Annotated in this window: 14 protein-coding genes and 1 tRNA gene; 8 read left to right on the top strand and 7 right to left on the bottom strand. The window is 71.1% G+C overall.

All coding sequences use genetic code 11. From position 1 onward, the window contains the following. Window positions 1-74 precede the first annotated feature (74 nt). The 4 genes from codA to corA all read left to right on the top strand — a co-directional run bounded on the left by codA (window position 75) and on the right by corA (window position 4,062). Window positions 75-1,409, top strand: a complete 1,335-nt coding sequence (gene codA, locus OG764_RS17295) for a cytosine deaminase (RefSeq protein WP_328969317.1) — start codon at window positions 75-77, stop codon at window positions 1,407-1,409. A gap of 47 nt (window positions 1,410-1,456) precedes the next feature. After that, window positions 1,457-2,077, top strand: a complete 621-nt coding sequence (locus OG764_RS17290) for an HD domain-containing protein (RefSeq protein WP_328969316.1) — start codon at window positions 1,457-1,459, stop codon at window positions 2,075-2,077. Between the two features lie 73 nt (window positions 2,078-2,150). After that, window positions 2,151-2,888: a flavodoxin family protein gene (locus tag OG764_RS17285; RefSeq protein ID WP_328969315.1), complete on the top strand. Its 738-nt coding sequence runs from the start codon at window positions 2,151-2,153 to the stop codon at window positions 2,886-2,888. A 91-nt stretch (window positions 2,889-2,979) separates the two neighbouring features. After that, a complete protein-coding gene (gene corA / locus OG764_RS17280) occupies window positions 2,980-4,062 on the top strand; it encodes a magnesium/cobalt transporter CorA (protein ID WP_328973046.1) in 1,083 nt (360 codons plus the stop codon). Between the two features lie 72 nt (window positions 4,063-4,134). Here corA and OG764_RS17275 read toward each other — a convergent pair whose 3' ends face one another. Then, complete coding sequence (locus tag OG764_RS17275; protein ID WP_328969314.1) at window positions 4,135-4,749, bottom strand: hypothetical protein; 615 nt, start codon at window positions 4,747-4,749, stop codon at window positions 4,135-4,137. Window positions 4,750-4,945: 196 nt separating this feature from the next. Between OG764_RS17275 and OG764_RS17270 the strand changes: the two genes are divergently transcribed. Continuing rightward, window positions 4,946-5,440 carry a DUF6083 domain-containing protein gene (locus OG764_RS17270; RefSeq protein WP_328969313.1) on the top strand — a complete coding sequence of 165 codons (495 nt, stop codon included), beginning with the start codon at window positions 4,946-4,948 and terminating at the stop codon, window positions 5,438-5,440. 52 nt (window positions 5,441-5,492) lie between these two features. On the opposite strand, the gene OG764_RS17265 is transcribed toward OG764_RS17270, so the two are convergent. Then, window positions 5,493-6,599, bottom strand: a complete 1,107-nt coding sequence (locus OG764_RS17265) for a sulfite oxidase (protein ID WP_328969312.1) — start codon at window positions 6,597-6,599, stop codon at window positions 5,493-5,495. Window positions 6,600-6,747: 148 nt separating this feature from the next. Here OG764_RS17265 and OG764_RS17260 point away from each other — a divergent pair, with 148 nt between their 5' ends. Continuing rightward, window positions 6,748-7,146, top strand: a complete 399-nt coding sequence (locus OG764_RS17260) for an SHOCT domain-containing protein (RefSeq protein ID WP_328969311.1) — start codon at window positions 6,748-6,750, stop codon at window positions 7,144-7,146. Window positions 7,147-7,251: 105 nt separating this feature from the next. Here the strand turns inward: OG764_RS17260 and OG764_RS17255 are convergent, their stop codons facing one another. The 3 genes from OG764_RS17255 to OG764_RS17245 form a co-directional block, all read right to left on the bottom strand. After that, entirely contained in the window at window positions 7,252-8,685 is a 1,434-nt protein-coding gene (locus OG764_RS17255) for a SulP family inorganic anion transporter (RefSeq protein WP_328969310.1), read from the bottom strand. A 241-nt stretch (window positions 8,686-8,926) separates the two neighbouring features. After that, a tRNA-Pro gene (locus OG764_RS17250) sits at window positions 8,927-9,000 on the bottom strand. A gap of 123 nt (window positions 9,001-9,123) precedes the next feature. Next, window positions 9,124-10,062, bottom strand: coding sequence for a metallophosphoesterase (locus OG764_RS17245; RefSeq protein ID WP_328969309.1), 939 nt, complete (start codon window positions 10,060-10,062; stop codon window positions 9,124-9,126). Between the two features lie 68 nt (window positions 10,063-10,130). On the opposite strand from OG764_RS17245, the gene OG764_RS17240 reads away from it, so the two are divergent. Further along, window positions 10,131-10,592 (top strand): GatB/YqeY domain-containing protein, encoded by a 462-nt coding sequence (locus OG764_RS17240; protein ID WP_328969308.1) that lies wholly within the window; start codon window positions 10,131-10,133, stop codon window positions 10,590-10,592. 98 nt (window positions 10,593-10,690) lie between these two features. Here OG764_RS17240 and OG764_RS17235 read toward each other — a convergent pair whose 3' ends face one another. After that, a complete protein-coding gene (locus OG764_RS17235; protein WP_328969307.1) occupies window positions 10,691-12,973 on the bottom strand; it encodes a transglycosylase domain-containing protein in 2,283 nt (760 codons plus the stop codon). A gap of 651 nt (window positions 12,974-13,624) precedes the next feature. Between OG764_RS17235 and OG764_RS17230 the strand changes: the two genes are divergently transcribed. Continuing rightward, a complete protein-coding gene (locus OG764_RS17230) occupies window positions 13,625-13,975 on the top strand; it encodes a WhiB family transcriptional regulator (protein ID WP_328969306.1) in 351 nt (116 codons plus the stop codon). A gap of 73 nt (window positions 13,976-14,048) precedes the next feature. On the opposite strand, the gene OG764_RS17225 is transcribed toward OG764_RS17230, so the two are convergent. Continuing rightward, window positions 14,049-15,398 (bottom strand): ArsA family ATPase, encoded by a 1,350-nt coding sequence (locus tag OG764_RS17225; RefSeq protein WP_443056224.1) that lies wholly within the window; start codon window positions 15,396-15,398, stop codon window positions 14,049-14,051. Between the last annotated feature and the right edge of the window lie 7 nt (window positions 15,399-15,405).

Genomic DNA, 15,405 nt, shown 5'->3' with positions numbered 1-15,405 from the left:
GACCGGCCCGCTGTTTCACGTGAAACATCCCGCGCCCCGGGCCCCACGGCCACCCGATCCGTAGGGTGAAAGCCATGCAGATGATCGTGCGCGGGGCCAGGCTGCATTCCGGCGAGGGCAACACGTCCGCCGGGCTGCACGACGTCGAGTGCGAGAACGGCCGGATCACGCGGGTGGCTCCCTGCGACGACCAGAAGGAGCCGCCCGCCGTCGGCACGGTGATCGAAGCGCACGGCGCGCTGCTCACCGCGCCCTTCGTCGAGCCGCACATCCATCTCGACACCGCGCTCACCGCGGGCGAGCCGCGCTGGAACGCCTCCGGCACCCTCTGGGAGGGCATCGCCTGCTGGAGCGAGCGCAAGCAGACCCTCACGCGGGAGGACGTCGTCGACCGGGCCACCGAAGTGCTCCGCTGGCAGGCCGCCCAGGGCGTCCTGCACGTGCGCACGCACTGCGACGTGACCGACCCCCGGCTGATCGCGCTCGACGCGCTGGTGGAGGTCCGCGACCGGGTCCGCGAGGTGATGGACCTCCAGATCGTCGCCTTCCCGCAGGAGGGCGTCCAGTCCTTCCCGGGCGGCGCGGAGCTGCTGGCCGAGGCGGTGCGCCGCGGAGCCGACGTGGTGGGCGCGATCCCGCACTTCGAGGACACCCGCGAGGACGGCGTGGCCTCGCTGCACACCGCCTTCGCGCTCGCCGAGCGGCACGGGCTGCGGATCGACGCGCACTGCGACGAGATCGACGACGAACAGTCGCGGTTCGTGGAGGTGCTGGCCGCGCTGGCGCTCCGTACCGGGCTGCGGGACCGCGTCACCGCCTCGCACACCACCGCGATGGGCTCCTACAACGGCGCCTACAGCCACAAGCTGCAACGGCTGCTGGGGCGGTCCGGGATCAACCTCGTCTGCAACCCCTTCGCCAACCTCAACCTCCAGGGCCGCTTCGACGCCTACCCGAAGCGGCGCGGGCTCACCCAGGTGAAGGAGATGCTCGGCGCCGGGGTCAACGTGGCCTTCGGACACGACGACGTGATGGACCCCTGGAATCCGCTCGGCACCGGCAACCCGCTGCAGACCGCGCTGACCGGCGTGTACGCGGCGCAGCTCACCGGTGTGACGGAGGTGGCCACCGCCTTCTCGATGGTCACCGACCGGGCCGCCCGGGTGCTGGGCCTGGGCGAGGACTACGGGCTGGCGGCCGGGCGGCCCGCCAGCTTCGTCCTGCTGCCGGCCGACTCCCCGGCCGACGCGATCCGCCGGCAGGTCCGGCCGCGGTACGTGGTCTCGCGGGGACGGGTGCTCGCGGAGACCCCGCCCACGCCGACCCGGCTGTACTGGCCGCAGGAGCCGGCACTGGACGTGGACTTCGTACGACGGGGGGACACCGGGGCGGGGCGCACCGGCGCCTAGAGTGAGCCCGTCGTGATCAACATGTGTGATCAACAGGGGGAACGCTCGTGACATCCACGGCTCTCGATTCCGTCGGCGGCATCGGTGCGCCGCGCACCGCGGCGGCGGAGGCGGCCCGGCTGGTGTGCGCGGAGTACACCGACCAGGCGCTGTTCAACCATTCCGTCCGCTCGTTCCTCCTGGGCGCCGCGTACGCCCGCACGCACGGCCTGGACTTCGACGACGAGCTGTTCTACGTCTCCTCGCTGCTGCACGACCTGGGGCTGGTGGAGCCCTTCGACAGCCACACCCTGTCCTTCGAGGAGGCGGGCGGGCACGTGGCACGGGTCCTCACGGCGGGCCTGGGATGGGACCTCGCGCGGCGCGACCGGGCGGCGAAGGTGATCGTCCAGCACATGCGGCAGGACGTCACGGCCGCCCAGGACGTGGAGAGCCACCTGCTCCAGGTCGGTACGAGCGCCGACGTGTCGGGGCTGCGGGTGGCGGAGTTCGACCCGGACTTCACGTCAGCGCTGGTGAAGGCGTACCCGCGGGCCGGGTTCGGCGCCGCGTTCCTGGAGCTGGTCACGGACCAGGGCGCCCGCAAGCCCGGGTGCGCGGCGGCGGACCTGGTCGCCGGCGGGGCGGCCGCCCGGATCGCAGCGAACCCCCTGGAGCGGATGGCCTGAGGCCGGCCGGGGCGGCCGTGCCGTACGGGTCACCGGGGTGGCAGCGCCCTCCGGTGACCCGCAGGCTGGACGGGTGCCCACGACACCGCCCACGCCCCCGGAATTCCGGTACGAGGACCTGCGCCTGCGCGCCGTCTACGTGAACTGCACCCTGAAGCGGTCGCCCGAGGTGAGCAACACCGAGGGCCTGATCGACAAGAGCCGCGCCGTCATGGAGGCGAACGGCGTCACGACCGAGCTGATCCGCGCCGTCGACCACGACATCGCCACCGGCGTCTGGCCCGACATGACGGAGCACGGCTGGGAGAGCGACGACTGGCCCGTCCTCTACTCGCAGATCATGGCGGCCGACATCCTCGTGCTGTGCGGCCCGATCTGGCTCGGCGACAACAGCTCCGTGATGAAGCAGGTCATCGAGCGGCTCTACGCCTGCTCCAGCATCCTCAACGAGCAGGGCCAGTACGCGTACTACGGCCGGGCCGGCGGCTGCCTGATCACCGGCAACGAGGACGGCGTCAAGCACTGCGCGATGAACGTGCTCTACAGCCTCCAGCACCTCGGGTACGTGATCCCGCCGCAGGCCGACGCGGGCTGGATCGGCGAGGCCGGGCCGGGACCCTCGTACCTCGACGCGGGCTCCGGAGGCCCGGAGAACGACTTCACCAACCGCAACACGGCCTTCATGAGCTGGAACCTGATGCACCTCGCGGCCCTGCTCCGGCGGGCCGGCGGCATGCCCGCCCACGGCAACCAGCGCGCGCTGTGGGACGCGGGCTGCCGCTGGGACTTCCCCAACCCCGAACACCGCTGAGCGGGCGCGGGCCCGCGGGGCCCGTCCGGCGTCATTCGCGCACACGGCTGGCACACTGTGCGTCGAACCGCCGAAGGAGCCCGCAGTGTCGATGTTCAGCCAGCTTCGCCGTGCGGTCCGCCGGGCCCACCGGCGGGCCGTGGACCTCAGCCATCCCGCCCGCTCACCGCTCGGATCCGCGGTGGTGAACTGCGTGGTCTACCGGGACGGCGTGCGCCAGGACGGCTGCCAGGAAGCCGAGGAGGCACTGCGCCGGGTCCGCCGGACGGGTGACGGATTCGTGTGGATCGGCCTGCACGAGCCGGAACAGGAGGAGTTCACCGGCCTCGCCAAACTCTTCGGCCTGCACCCGCTGGCCGTGGAGGACGCCGTCCACGCCCATCAGCGGCCCAAGGTGGAGCGGTACGACGACACGCTCTTCGCCGTGTTCAAGACGGTCCGCTACGTCGAGCACGAGGAGCTGACCGCGACCAGCGAGGTCGTCGACACCGGCGAACTGATGGTCTTCGCCGGCACCGATTTCGTCATCACCATCCGCCATGGCGGCCACGGCTCGCTCGGGCCGCTCCGCGAGGCGCTGGAGACCGATCCGGAACAGCTCGCGAAGGGCCCGGCCGTGGTGCTGCACGCCATAGCGGACCACGTGGTCGACGAGTACCTGGCCGTGTCCGACGCCGTGCAGAGCGACCTCGACGCGGTGGAGTCCGCCGTGTTCAGCGAAGAGGGCAGCCGGGGCGACGCGGGACGGATCTACCAGCTCAAGCGGGAACTGCTGGAGCTGCGGCGGGCCGTGGCCCCCCTGGACCGGCCGCTCCAACAGCTCGCCACCCAGCCCATGCCGGTGATCGGGCCGGACATCCGCGCGTACTTCCGCGACGTCGCCGACCACCTGACCCGGACCACCGAGCAGATCGCGTCCTACGACTCGCTGCTCGACTCGATCCTCCAGGCGCACCTGGCGCAGGTGACGGTCGCGCAGAACGAGGACATGCGCAAGATCACGGCCTGGGCGGCCATCGTTGCCGTGCCGACCATGGTGTGCGGGGTCTACGGCATGAACTTCGAGCACATGCCCGAGCTGAAGTGGACGTACGGCTACCCGGCGGTGCTCGTCCTGATCACGGTGGCCTGTGTCGTGATCCACCGGGGCTTCCGCCGCAACGGCTGGCTGTGAGCCGCGCCCGGTCCGCGTGAGCGACCCCGGCACCGCCGGGACCAGGCCGGGCAGACCGGGTACCGGCCGGGCTCAGAGCAGCCCCGACACCTTGAAGACCGTACGGGCCGCCTCCCGGTCGATCCGCTCCGCGAGCCGCCGCAGCGCCGTCGCCCCGCACAGCAGGGTGCCCCGGTGCAGGGCGGTGCGGGAGTCCGTGTCGAGCCGGTGCCACAGCGGCGGATTGCGCACGAGGACGTCCGGGTCGATCTCGACCCGCCCGCCGTCGAGGTCCCGCAGCACCAGCCGCCGGGCGACCCCGTCCGACCAGCGGACCGAGACGAGGGCGTCGGTGCGCACGGAGTGCGTCGTGCACAGGCCGCGCGAGGTGAGCCGGCCGGGCCGCGCGCGGACGCGGGGCGGCAGCAGGATCACGAAGAAGAGCGCGGCGAGGCCCGTCCAGAGGGCGGCGCGGACGGCGGTCAGCCGGCCCGCGCCCGTGTCGAGGACCAGCAGCGAGGTCAGCAGCAGTACCGCCGCCCCGACCGCCGAGCGGCGCTCGCCCGCCCAGTGGACGTCCTCGGCGGTGTCGCCGGGCGCCCCGCCGCGCTGCCCGAGGGTGGTGCGCCGTCCGGTCGTGCCGCGCCGTCCGATGGTGCTGCGCCGTCCGGTCGTGCCGTGTCGTCCGGTCGTGCTGCGTCGTCGCATGAGGCGAGGCTAGAAGCGCCCGGAGCCCTGACCGGCGGTCCTGACGGAGTCCTGACGGTGCTTTGGCACAGCCGATACGCGAGCCCGGCGGCTTCCGGCCGAGGCGCGCTCGGCCCGCATGGCTGTCGGTGCCGGGTGGAAGGATCGTCATGTCGACTGTTCACGGTTGTTCACGGTCTGTGGGGGGTGAAGTGTCGTGGAAGCGGCCTGCGATGCCTGCGCCGGTCCGGGCGGGCGCTGGACGGCGAGTCGCGGCATGGCGCTGTGCGGGCCGTGCGACCGGGCGGAGGCGGGGCAGCCCTCCCGGGAGCCGGTGCTGCTGGCCGAGGTGCTGGCCGGCGCCTCCGCCGCGCTGCGGTACGCGGACCGTACGGGCGCACCGGTGCGGGACGACCGGACCCCGGCCGGGAGCTCCTGCCGTCGCTGCGACGCGCCCGCCGCCTGGCACCGTACGACCGGGGGCAGTTGGATCCTGATCGAACCGGGCACGTTTCCCGTCACCCACCTTCCGCCCGGCAAGCGCTGGCGGATCGCGGGTGACGGCACCGCGGTCAATCTCGGCGGCGCAGTCCCCGCGGACCTCTGCCGGATCTCCCACTTCGACGTGTGCCCCGGCAATCCGGCGCCCGCCGGGTCGCTCACGCTGCTGTCCCTGTGGTGGCGCAACGCCCGCCACCGTGCGCCGGATTAGGGACCGGCGGCGGAGGGGTGGGAGGTGGCGGGAGGGACTGTTCGCGCACTGGTCAGGCGGGGCAGCACAGCACGTCGACGACCTGGACCTGGTTGTTGCGGAACCCGCCGAGGTTCCAGGCCTGTTCGAGAGGCTGGGTGTGCCCGGCCGCGTCGGTGGCCCGGACCGCGAGTACGTGACGGCCCGGCTCCGCCACCCAGTCGGCCTGCCAGCCCTGCCACGCCCAGGCGTGCAGCCCCTGCGGCTCCACCTCGGCATCGGCCCAGCTGCCGCCCCCGTCCGCACTGAACTCCACCCGCACCACCGGCCCGTACCCCGACCAGGCGCGCCCGGCCGGGCGTACCGGCCCGGGGCGCACCACCCGGGTGCGGGACATGAAGTCGGGGAAGCCCGGCGGGATCATCAGGGCGCGCGGCGCGATCCGGGTGACCGGTTTGCCGTCCTCTCCGGGATCCTGCCGGACGCGGTAGGCCACGGCCTGCTGGAAACCGGTGAACGGCGCGTCCACCAGGGTGATCTCGCGCAGCCACTTCACGTGCGCCATGCCGTACCAGCCGGGCACGACCAGCCGCAGCGGATACCCGTGCTGCGGCGGCAGCGGCCGGCCGTTCATCGCGTACGCGAGCAGGGCGTCCGGTGCCACCGGGAGCGGCAGGCTGCGCCGGTAGTCCTGCTCGACGCCCCGCTCGACCCCGTGGTCGGCCCCGGTGAACACGGCCTCCACGGCATCCGGAGCCACCCCGGCGGCCTCGAGTACGAGATGCAGCGGCACGCCCGTCCAGTCGGCGGTGCCCACCGCTTCCACCAGCCAGGGCTGGCTGACCGGGCGCGGGGACAGCCGCGCCCGGCCGTTGCCCGCGCACTCCATGGTGACCCGCCGGGTGACGGCCGGCAGCCCGGCGAGCGCGGCCAGGTCCAGTGACAGGGGGGTCCGCACCCGGCCCCCGACGTCCAGCCGCCAGTCGTCGGCGTCCGCGGCCGGGATGTCGTAGTGGACCAGTACGTAGTGCAGTCCGGGCGGTGTCACCTCGTAGCGCAGCGCTTCCAGGGGCAGTCCGTGGTTGCGCGCCGCGAGTCCCAGCTCGGCCGCGCTGATGCCCTCACCGTCGGCCGCCACGCGCCCGGGGGTGCTGACATCGCCGAGGGACGCCTGCTCCATCCCTCCATGGTCGCGCGCCCGCCCCGGCCCGGCACGTCGCCGCGGACGGGCACACTCCGGGCCGTCCCGCACCCCGGGAATACATCGAATGCGGCATTAAGGGTCAACCGGTATGAATGGAAAGTCGAACCGATGATCGGAGTGCCGCATGGACGACTATCCGCTGCTCAACCTGTTCTGGACGATGCTGTGGCTGTTCCTGTGGGTCATGTGGTTCTTCCTGCTGTTCAAGGTGATCACGGACATCTTCCGCGACCACGAACTGAACGGCTGGGCCAAGGCCGGCTGGCTCGTCCTCGTGCTCCTGCTGCCCTACCTCGGCGTTTTCGTCTACCTGATCGTCCGCGGCCGCAGCATGGGCAAGCGTGACGTGAAGGAGGTCGAGGCACGCGAACAGGCCTTCCGTGACTACGTCCAGAAGGCGGCGGGCACCGGGGGCGGCGCCACCACCGCGGCCGAAGAACTCGGCAAGCTGTCCGCACTCAAGGAGAAGGGCCACCTCACCCAGGAGGAATTCGACCGCGCGAAGGCCAAGCTCCTCGCCTGACGCGCCCGCCCCGCCGGCCGCAGATCGGTTTCCACGGTCTCCACGGTTTCCTCGGTCTCCTGAGTCTCCGTGGTCTCCTCGGTCTCGCCGGACCGCGGCCGGGGCTCAGTGGCCGGGGGAGAGCTCGCCGCTCAGCCGGCCGTGGATCCGGGCGCTGTGCTCGTTCAGACCGGTGATCTCGACGGTCTTGCCGAGCCGGGCGTACTTCGTCTCGACGGCATCGAGTGAGGCGACGGTCGAGGCGTCCCAGATGTGGGCCGCGGACAGATCGATGACGACCGTGTCCGGGTCGCCCGCGTAGTCGAACCGCGTCGCCAGGTCGTCGGACGAGGCGAAGAACAGCGCTCCGGTGACGGAGTAGACCACCCGGGTGCCGTCCGGATCGGTGACCGACGTGACCTGCGCCAGGTGCGCGACCCGCTGGGCGAAGACGATCATCGCGGTCACGGATCCGGCGACGACACCGACGGCCAGGTTGTGCGTGGCCACCACGCACACCACGGTCACCACCATCACGGTGATCTCGCCGGCGGGCATCCGCCGCAGCGTCTTCGGCGCGACCGAATGCCAGTCGAAGGTCGCGAAGCAGACCATCACCATGACGGCGACCAGCGCGGCCATCGGGATCTCGGAGACCACCGGCCCGAAGACGATGCACAGCACCATCAGGAAGGCGCCGGCGAGGAAGGTCGACAGCCGCGTCCGCGCTCCGGACACCTTCACGTTGATCATCGTCTGGCCGATCATCGCGCAGCCGCCCATACCGCCGAAGAACCCGGTGACGATGTTCGCGATGCCCTGACCGACCGACTCGCGGGTCTTCGAGGACCGGGTGTCGGTGATCTCGTCCACGAGCTTCGCCGTCATCAGCGACTCCATCAGCCCGACCAGCGCCATCGCGAAGGCGTACGGCGCGATGGTCGCCAGGGTGTCCGCCGTGAACGGTACGTCCGGCAGCCCTGGCACCGGCAGCGCCGACGGCAGCTCGCCCTTCGCCCCGACCGTCGGCACCGCGATCCCCGCCGCGACCGTGACGGCGGTGAGGATGGCGATCGACACGAGCGGCGCGGGCACGGCCCTCGTGATCCGCGGGAAGAACACCATCAGCGCCAGCCCCGCCGCCACCAGCGGATACACCGCCCACGGCACGTCCCGCAGCTCCCGCACCTGCGCCATGAAGACCAGGATGGCCAGCGCGTTGACGAACCCGACCATCACCGAGCGCGGCACGAACCGCAGCAGCCGGGCCACCCCGAGCGCGCCGAGCACGATCTGGAAGACACCCGCGAGGATGACCGCGGCCACCAGATGGCCGAATCCGTGCTCCCGGTTCAGCGGGGCGATCACCAGGGCCACCGCCCCGGTCGCCGCGGAGATCATCGCCGGCCGCCCGCCCACGACCGCGATCGTCACGGCCATGGTGAACGACGCGAACAGCCCGATCGCCGGATCCACCCCCGCGATGATCGAGAACGAGATGGCCTCGGGTACCAGCGCCAGCGCCACGACGAGCCCGCCGAGCACCTCGGTCCGCAACACCTTCGGAGTGCACCAGGACGGCCGACGGGAGAGAAGGGCGGCAGAGGGCATGGCGGAGCGGACCTGTCCTGTCGAGAGCACGAAGCAGCGAACGCCCCGCGCACGCCGGGCGATTACCAAAGGGAGCCACCCCGAAAGCCCCGGCCGAAACCGCCCCCGGACCTCTCCCCAACGACCACCGAAGACGCAGGAAGGGCCTGATCCGCAATGCGGATCAGGCCCTTGACCTGGTCTTACGAAGTCGGGGTGGCGGGATTTGAACCCACGACCTCTTCGTCCCGAACGAAGCGCGCTGCCAAGCTGCGCTACACCCCGATCGCCGCCCTGGCCAACTTGCTGCCGTGGCGACATCGATTACTTTAGCGGACCCGCGCCCGGAGACGAAATCCGGTTTTCGCGGGGGCGGGGGCCGGGCCGGAGGCGGTCGGCCGGACGGGGTCAGCGGGCGGCGGTGAGCGTGAGGAGCGTCGCCTCGGGCGGGCAGGCGAACCGGACCGGCGTGAAACGGTTGGTGCCGCAGCCGGCCGAGACGTGCAGGTAGGACCGGTGGCCCGCCGCCTCGTGCGTGGACAGCCCCTTCACCCGGTCCGTGTCCAGGTCGCAGTTGGTCACGAGCGCCCCGTAGAAGGGGACGCACAGCTGGCCGCCGTGGGTGTGGCCGGCCAGGACGAGCGGGTACCGGTCGGCGGTGAAGGCGTCCAGGACCCGCAGGTACGGGGCGTGCACCACGGCCATCGAGAAGTCCGCGTCGGCCTCCGGACCGCCCTCCACCGCCGCGTACCGGTCCCGCTTGATGTGCGGGTCGTCGAGGCCGGTGAACGCCAGGTCGAGGTCGGGGAGCTTCAGGCGGCCGCGCGTGTTGGTGAGGTTGACCCAGCCGGCCGCGTCGAACGCGTCGCGCATCGGCTGCCACGGGTTGTGCACCGCGCCGACCACCGGCTTGTTGCCGTTGAGGCCGTGCCGGCCCTGGAGCTTCTCGATCAGGTAGCGGCCGGGATTGCGCAGCCGGGGCCCGTAGTAGTCGTTCGAGCCGAAGACGTACACGCCGGGGAACGACATGAGCGGGCCGAGCGCGTCGAGGACGTCCGGCACGCCCTCGGTGTCGGAGAGGTTGTCGCCGGTGTTGACGACGAAGTCGGGGCGCAGCCCCGCGAGCGACTGCAGCCAGCGCTTCTTCTTGTGCTGTCCGCGCACCATGTGGATGTCGGAGACCTGGAGCACCCGCAACGGGCGCATCCCGCGCGGGAGCACCGGGACGGTCACCCGTCGCAGCCGGAACGACCGGGCTTCGAACCCGGCGGCGTAGGCCACTCCGGCGGCCCCCGCCGCGGCGATTCCTGCGGTGACCTTCAGCGGTAGTCCGTAACGCGCGTGCATCCCCCCATGGTCGCAGACGCCGAAAACCGGTGGGCGCCACCGGCCCGGCACCTGGCAGACTCGGAGCCATGACCACGCTCAAGGCCAAGCTCCAGGAAGACCTCACCACTGCCATCAAGGCGCGCGACGAGCTGCGCTCGTCCACGCTCCGGCTCACCCTCACCGCGATCACCAAGGAGGAGGTCGCGGGCAAGGTGGCGCGCGAGCTCTCCGACGACGAGATCCTCAAGGTGATCACCAAGGAGGCGAAGAAGCGCCGCGAGGCCGCCGACGCCTTCGCGCAGGGCGGCCGCCCCGCCCAGGCCGAGCGTGAGACCGCCGAGGGCGAGATCCTCGCGGCCTACCTGCCCAAGCAGCTCTCCGACGACGAGCTGCACGCGATCGTGGAGCAGGCCGTGGCCGAGGCCCGCGCCGCGGGCGCCGAGGGGCCGCGGGCCATGGGCGCCGTCATGAAGATCGTGAACCCGAAGGTGGCCGGGCTGGCCGAGGGCGGCCGCGTCGCCGCCGTCGTCAAGCAGCTGCTCTCGTAGCTCCCGCGCCGCGGGTAAGGAGAAGGGGGACCGGCCGTTGTGGCCGGTCCCCCTTCTCCTCTTCCGTACTGCTTCTCCGCCGGAGGCGTCCCGGCGGGTCAGCCGTTCGTGCCGCCGAGCAGGCCCGGGTCGAGCGGGATGCCCGGGAAGGGGACCTCGCCGGTCCCGTTCCCGTCGCCGCCGGTCAGGCCACCGGTGAGGCCGCCGGTGTCCGCGCCGCCGGGCCGTCCGTCGCCGGGCTTGCCGTCACCGCCGCGTCCCTTGCCGGGCTTGCGTCCCTTGCCCGGCTTGCCCTTGCCGCCGGGGGCGGGCTTCTGCGCGTCGGGGATGAAGACGGTCGTGAAGCCGGGGGCCTCGCGGCCGGCCAGGGCGCCGGACACGGCGTCCTTCCAGATCGGGCCGGGCAGCCCGCCGCCGAAGACCTTCTCGTAGTACTCGCCGCCGATGGTGATGTCCTCCATCGAGACCTGCTTGGTGCCGGGCGAGCCGACCCAGGTCGCGCCGGCCATGTTCGGGGTGTAGCCCACGAACCAGGCGTTGTGGCGGGAGTCGGTGGTTCCGGTCTTGCCCGCGCTGTCGCGGTCGGTCAGACCCGCCGACAGACCCGTACCGGAGTCGACCACGCCCAGCAGCAGCGTGTTGACGGTGTCGGCGGTCTTCTCCGACATCACCCGCTCGCACGTCGACTTCGGCACGTCGAGCGCCTTGCCGCGCGAGTCAGTGATCGATTCGATGGCGACGGGCGAGCAGTACGTGCCCCGGTTGGCGAAGGTCGCGTACGCGTTGGCCATGGTCAGCGGGGACATGCCCTCGGTGCCGAGGGAGATGGCCGGGCTGTCGGGGAGCTTGGCGCCGTCGGCGCGGATCACCCGGAGCTTCGTGGTCATGTCCTTCAGGGGGCACAGGCCGATCTCGCCGATCATCTCCACGAAGTACGTGTTGACCGACTTGGCCATGGCCTCCTTCATCGCGTACGGGCCGACCTCGGACTCCGACTCGTTGGGGACCCGCTCGCCGTTGGTGTTGACCCACGGGTCGCCGCTGCAGGTCTGCACCGGGCTCGGGTACTCCATCTCGTACGGAGAGGCGTACATCTTCGTCGCCGGCATGCCGCGCTCCAGGGCGGCGGCCGCGACGAACGGCTTGAAGGTCGAGCCGGTCGGGAAGCCGAAGTTCGAGCCGCCCATCTTCCGGTCCACCGAGAAGTTGATCTGCGTCTCGTTGGTGCCGAATCCGTACGGGCGCGACTGGCCCATGGCCAGCACCCGCCCGGTGCCGGGCTGTACCAGGGTGACGGCCGTGGCGACCTTGTCGCTCTGGTAGACGTGTTCCTTGATCGAGGAGTTGACGGACTCCTGGGACTGCGGGTCCAGCGTGGTCCGGACGGTCAGGCCGCCCTGGTTCCAGATCCTGGCCCGCTCCTCCTTCGTCTTCCCGAAGACCGGGTTGGACAGGAAGGTCGCGCGGACGTAGTCGCAGAAGAACCCGGCGCCGCTGACGGCCGTGATGCAGCCGTTCTTGGGCTTGGTGACCTTCAGCTTGATCGGGACGGCCTTCGCCTTGTCCGCTTCGGCCTGCGAGATGTCCTTTATGTCGGCCATCCGCTGGAGCACGGTGTTGCGCCGGAGCGTGGCCTCCTCCGTGTCGTTCACGGGGTCGTACCGGCTCGGCGACTGCACGAGGCCGGCCAGCAGCGCCGACTCGTCCAGGGTGAGGTCCCGGGCGGGCTTGCTGAAGTAGCGCTGCGCGGCGGACTCGATCCCGTACGCCTGCTGCCCGAAGAAGGTGATGTTGAGGTAGTTCTCCAGGATCTTCTTCTTGCCGAGCTCTTCCTCGACCTGGATCGCGTACTTCAGCTCGCGGACCTTGCGGCCGAGGCTCTTCTGCTGGGCCTCGGCCACCTTGGCCGGGTCGTCGCCGGCCTCCTCGACGAAGACGTTCTTCACGTACTGCTGGGTCAGCGTGGACGCGCCCTGGGCCGCGCCGCCCTCCTGGGCGTTGCGGTTGACCGCGCGCAGGATGCCCTTGAGGTCGATGGCCCCGTGCTCGTAGAAGCGCGAGTCCTCGATCGCGACGATCGCCTTCTGCATGTACGGCGAGATGGCCGTGAGCGGGACCACCCTGCGGTCGCGCGAGTAGACCTGGGCGATCAGGCCGCCCTCGGCGTCGAGGATGGTGGTGCGCTGACTGAGCGGCGGGGTCTTCAGGTTGGCGGGGATCTCGTCGAATCCCTCGACGGTTCCCTTCGCCGCCAGACCGAGCGCGCCCGCGGCGGGGATCGCGATACCGGCCAGCACGACTCCGGAGAGAACGGAGACCCCGAGGAACTTGGCGGCCTGCTGGCTCCCCGTGAGCCCTCCGCCCGAGCGCTTCTTTGGCATGGGGGCAGCCTACGTTCTCCTCCGCCGGACATGCGTGTATGCCTTGGTCTGAGGCAAGGAAATGTCCGACTCGTCTAGATATCTACCTATATGCGCGGCATCTTCTCGCACCCCGTGCGGGCAGGGCATTTCCGCGTTCGCCGGACAGCGGCGGGCGCCATGCCTATAGTGACAAGAGGTTCAGTTGTGGCCACGGCTTGACGGCCCCTGTCGTGACCCTGCAGGCGCGAGTCTGTAGGCGTGACTCCGCGCTACTCCCCCCGCGCGCGCAGGCACAAGTCACCTGCGGGGCAGGAGCCTTGGCCTTAGCTGCTCCCAACTGTCACAGCAGCGCCGCCGTACATCAACCCCTCGATGCGACTTTCACCCTTCCCGAAAAGGGTGGACTGATGTCCGAATTTGCCGGATCCGGCGGTCGTCGCCCGATCCGAGTGGGGTAGTACGCCCCGGATCGCGCCAAGAGTCCGGCATGTCTCCAGGTCACTCCGTCGGGTGATCTCACGCTCACGCATAGTCCGTTCGGACCATTCAAGATTGGGCCCGTCGGGGGTGTTGCGCTGTGCCTCCCTTCCGTAACGTCCTCAACTGGCAGCGGTGAATATGCCGCTACCGCCGTGGGGGAGCCTCGATTCGGGAGAGGACGGCGCCGAGATGGGCTGGGTAACCGACTGGAGTGCGCAGGCAGCCTGCCGCACTACCGATCCGGATGAACTGTTCGTTCAAGGTGCAGCGCAGAACAGGGCCAAGGCGGTGTGTACCGGTTGCCCGGTGCGGACCGAGTGCCTGGCCGACGCGCTGGACAATCGCGTCGAGTTCGGCGTGTGGGGTGGAATGACCGAGCGGGAACGGCGTGCGCTCCTGCGCAGGCGTCCAACGGTCACCTCCTGGCGGCGGCTGCTCGAAACCGCTCGTACGGAATACGAGCGCAGTACGGGCATCCTGACCGTGGACGTCGACGCGGACTTGGACATCGACTACGACACGTACGCCGCAGCCGGGTAGACCGGGCGTACGGCCGCGGTACCACCGGCGGCACTGCAGCACCTCACACCCGCACGCCCCGCGCGCGTGCGGCTCACACTCCGGTCGGACCGCCGGCCGCGAGTCGATCACCGATGGCCCGCAGCCCGGCGAGGTCGTGCACATCGCCGGGCAGGGCGGCCACCTCGGCCACCGCCACTTCGGGGTGCAGCGAGGTGAAACGGTCGCGCGTGTGCTGTTCGCGTGCGATCACCTGCATCCGTTCGGCATGCAGGCGGAGCAGTCCGGCCGTGATCTCGTCCACTGCGGCGGGGGAGCCGTCCTCGGAATCAGGATCACAACCGGGCTCGGAATCGGCAGACTCCTCGGAGGCGACTCCGGGCGCTTCGGAGTCACGAAGTCCAGCTTTCCCGGGCTCCTGATCCACAATGCGGCCCTCGTCAAGATTCTCTGCGGCCGCCAGCGCGCGCTCCGCGGAGAGCTGCGTCGCGCCGCTCCCGTGCACCCGGTTGAGCACCAGCCCCGCCAGCGGCATGTCCTCGGCGGCCAGCCGCTCGACGAAGTACGCCGCCTCGCGCAGCGCGTCCGGCTCGGGCGCCGCGACCACGAGGAAGGCCGTGCCCGGAGCCTGCAGCAGCCGGTACGTGGCGTCCGCGCGGGTCCGGAAGCCGCCGAACATGGTGTCCATGGCCGCCACGAAGGTCTGCACGTCCTTGAGCAGCTGCCCGCCCATCAGCTTGCTGAGCGTCCCCGTCATCATCGACAGGCCGACCATGCCGAGGTTGACGAACTTCATCCCCGCCCGGCCGCCCACCTTCGCCGGCGCCATCAGCACCCGGATGAACTTCCCGTCGAGGAAGGACCCCAGCCGCTTCGGCGCGTCCAGGAAGTCCAGCGCCGACCGGCTCGGCGGCGTGTCCACGATGATCAGGTCCCAGTCGTCCTTCGCGCGGAGCTGGCCCAGCTTCTCCATGGCCATGTACTCCTGCGTCCCGGCGAAGCCGGCCGACAGCGACTGGTAGAAGGGGTTCGCCAGGATCGCCCGGGAGCGCTCCTCGTCCGCGTGCGCCTCGACGATCTCGTCGAAGGTCCGCTTCATGTCCAGCATCATGGCGTGCAGTTCCCCGCCGCCGGCTTCCTTCTTCCCGGTGCCGGTGTCACCGGCACCGCCGCGGTCGCCGTCACCGGCGCCGTCACCGCAGACGCCGGCGACCCGCCGCGGCGTGTTGTCCAGCGAGTCGATGCCCATCGACTGGGCGAGCCGCCGGGCCGGGTCGATCGTCAGGACCACCACCCTGCGGCCGCGTTCGGCCGCCCGCACTCCCAGCGCCGCCGCCGTGGTCGTCTTCCCGACCCCGCCCGAACCGCAGCACACCACGATCCGGGTCTGCGGGTCGTCGAGCAGCCGGTCCACGTCCAGCCGCGGCCCGATGTCCGCGCCCATCGCCGCC

Source organism: Streptomyces sp. NBC_00239, from assembly GCF_036194065.1.
GTDB lineage: Bacteria > Actinomycetota > Actinomycetes > Streptomycetales > Streptomycetaceae > Streptomyces.
Note: the sequence above shows the minus strand (reverse complement) of the source record. Positions and strands in the feature narration are given on the sequence as shown.

Bases quoted from the DNA above. Each gene is read 5' to 3' on its own strand.
- codA (WP_328969317.1), top strand. From the start codon at position 75: ATGCAGATGATCGTGCGCGGGGCCAGGCTGCATTCCGGCGAGGGCAAC.
- corA (WP_328973046.1), top strand. From the start codon at position 2,980: ATGTTCAGCCAGCTTCGCCGTGCGGTCCGCCGGGCCCACCGGCGGGCC.
- OG764_RS17275 (WP_328969314.1), bottom strand. From the start codon at position 4,749: ATGCGACGACGCAGCACGACCGGACGACACGGCACGACCGGACGGCGC.
- OG764_RS17265 (WP_328969312.1), bottom strand. From the start codon at position 6,599: ATGGAGCAGGCGTCCCTCGGCGATGTCAGCACCCCCGGGCGCGTGGCG.
- OG764_RS17260 (WP_328969311.1), top strand. From the start codon at position 6,748: ATGGACGACTATCCGCTGCTCAACCTGTTCTGGACGATGCTGTGGCTG.
- OG764_RS17245 (WP_328969309.1), bottom strand. From the start codon at position 10,062: ATGCACGCGCGTTACGGACTACCGCTGAAGGTCACCGCAGGAATCGCC.
- OG764_RS17240 (WP_328969308.1), top strand. From the start codon at position 10,131: ATGACCACGCTCAAGGCCAAGCTCCAGGAAGACCTCACCACTGCCATC.
- OG764_RS17235 (WP_328969307.1), bottom strand. From the start codon at position 12,973: ATGCCAAAGAAGCGCTCGGGCGGAGGGCTCACGGGGAGCCAGCAGGCC.
- OG764_RS17230 (WP_328969306.1), top strand. From the start codon at position 13,625: ATGGGCTGGGTAACCGACTGGAGTGCGCAGGCAGCCTGCCGCACTACC.
- OG764_RS17225 (WP_443056224.1), bottom strand. From the start codon at position 15,398: ATGGGCGCGGACATCGGGCCGCGGCTGGACGTGGACCGGCTGCTCGAC.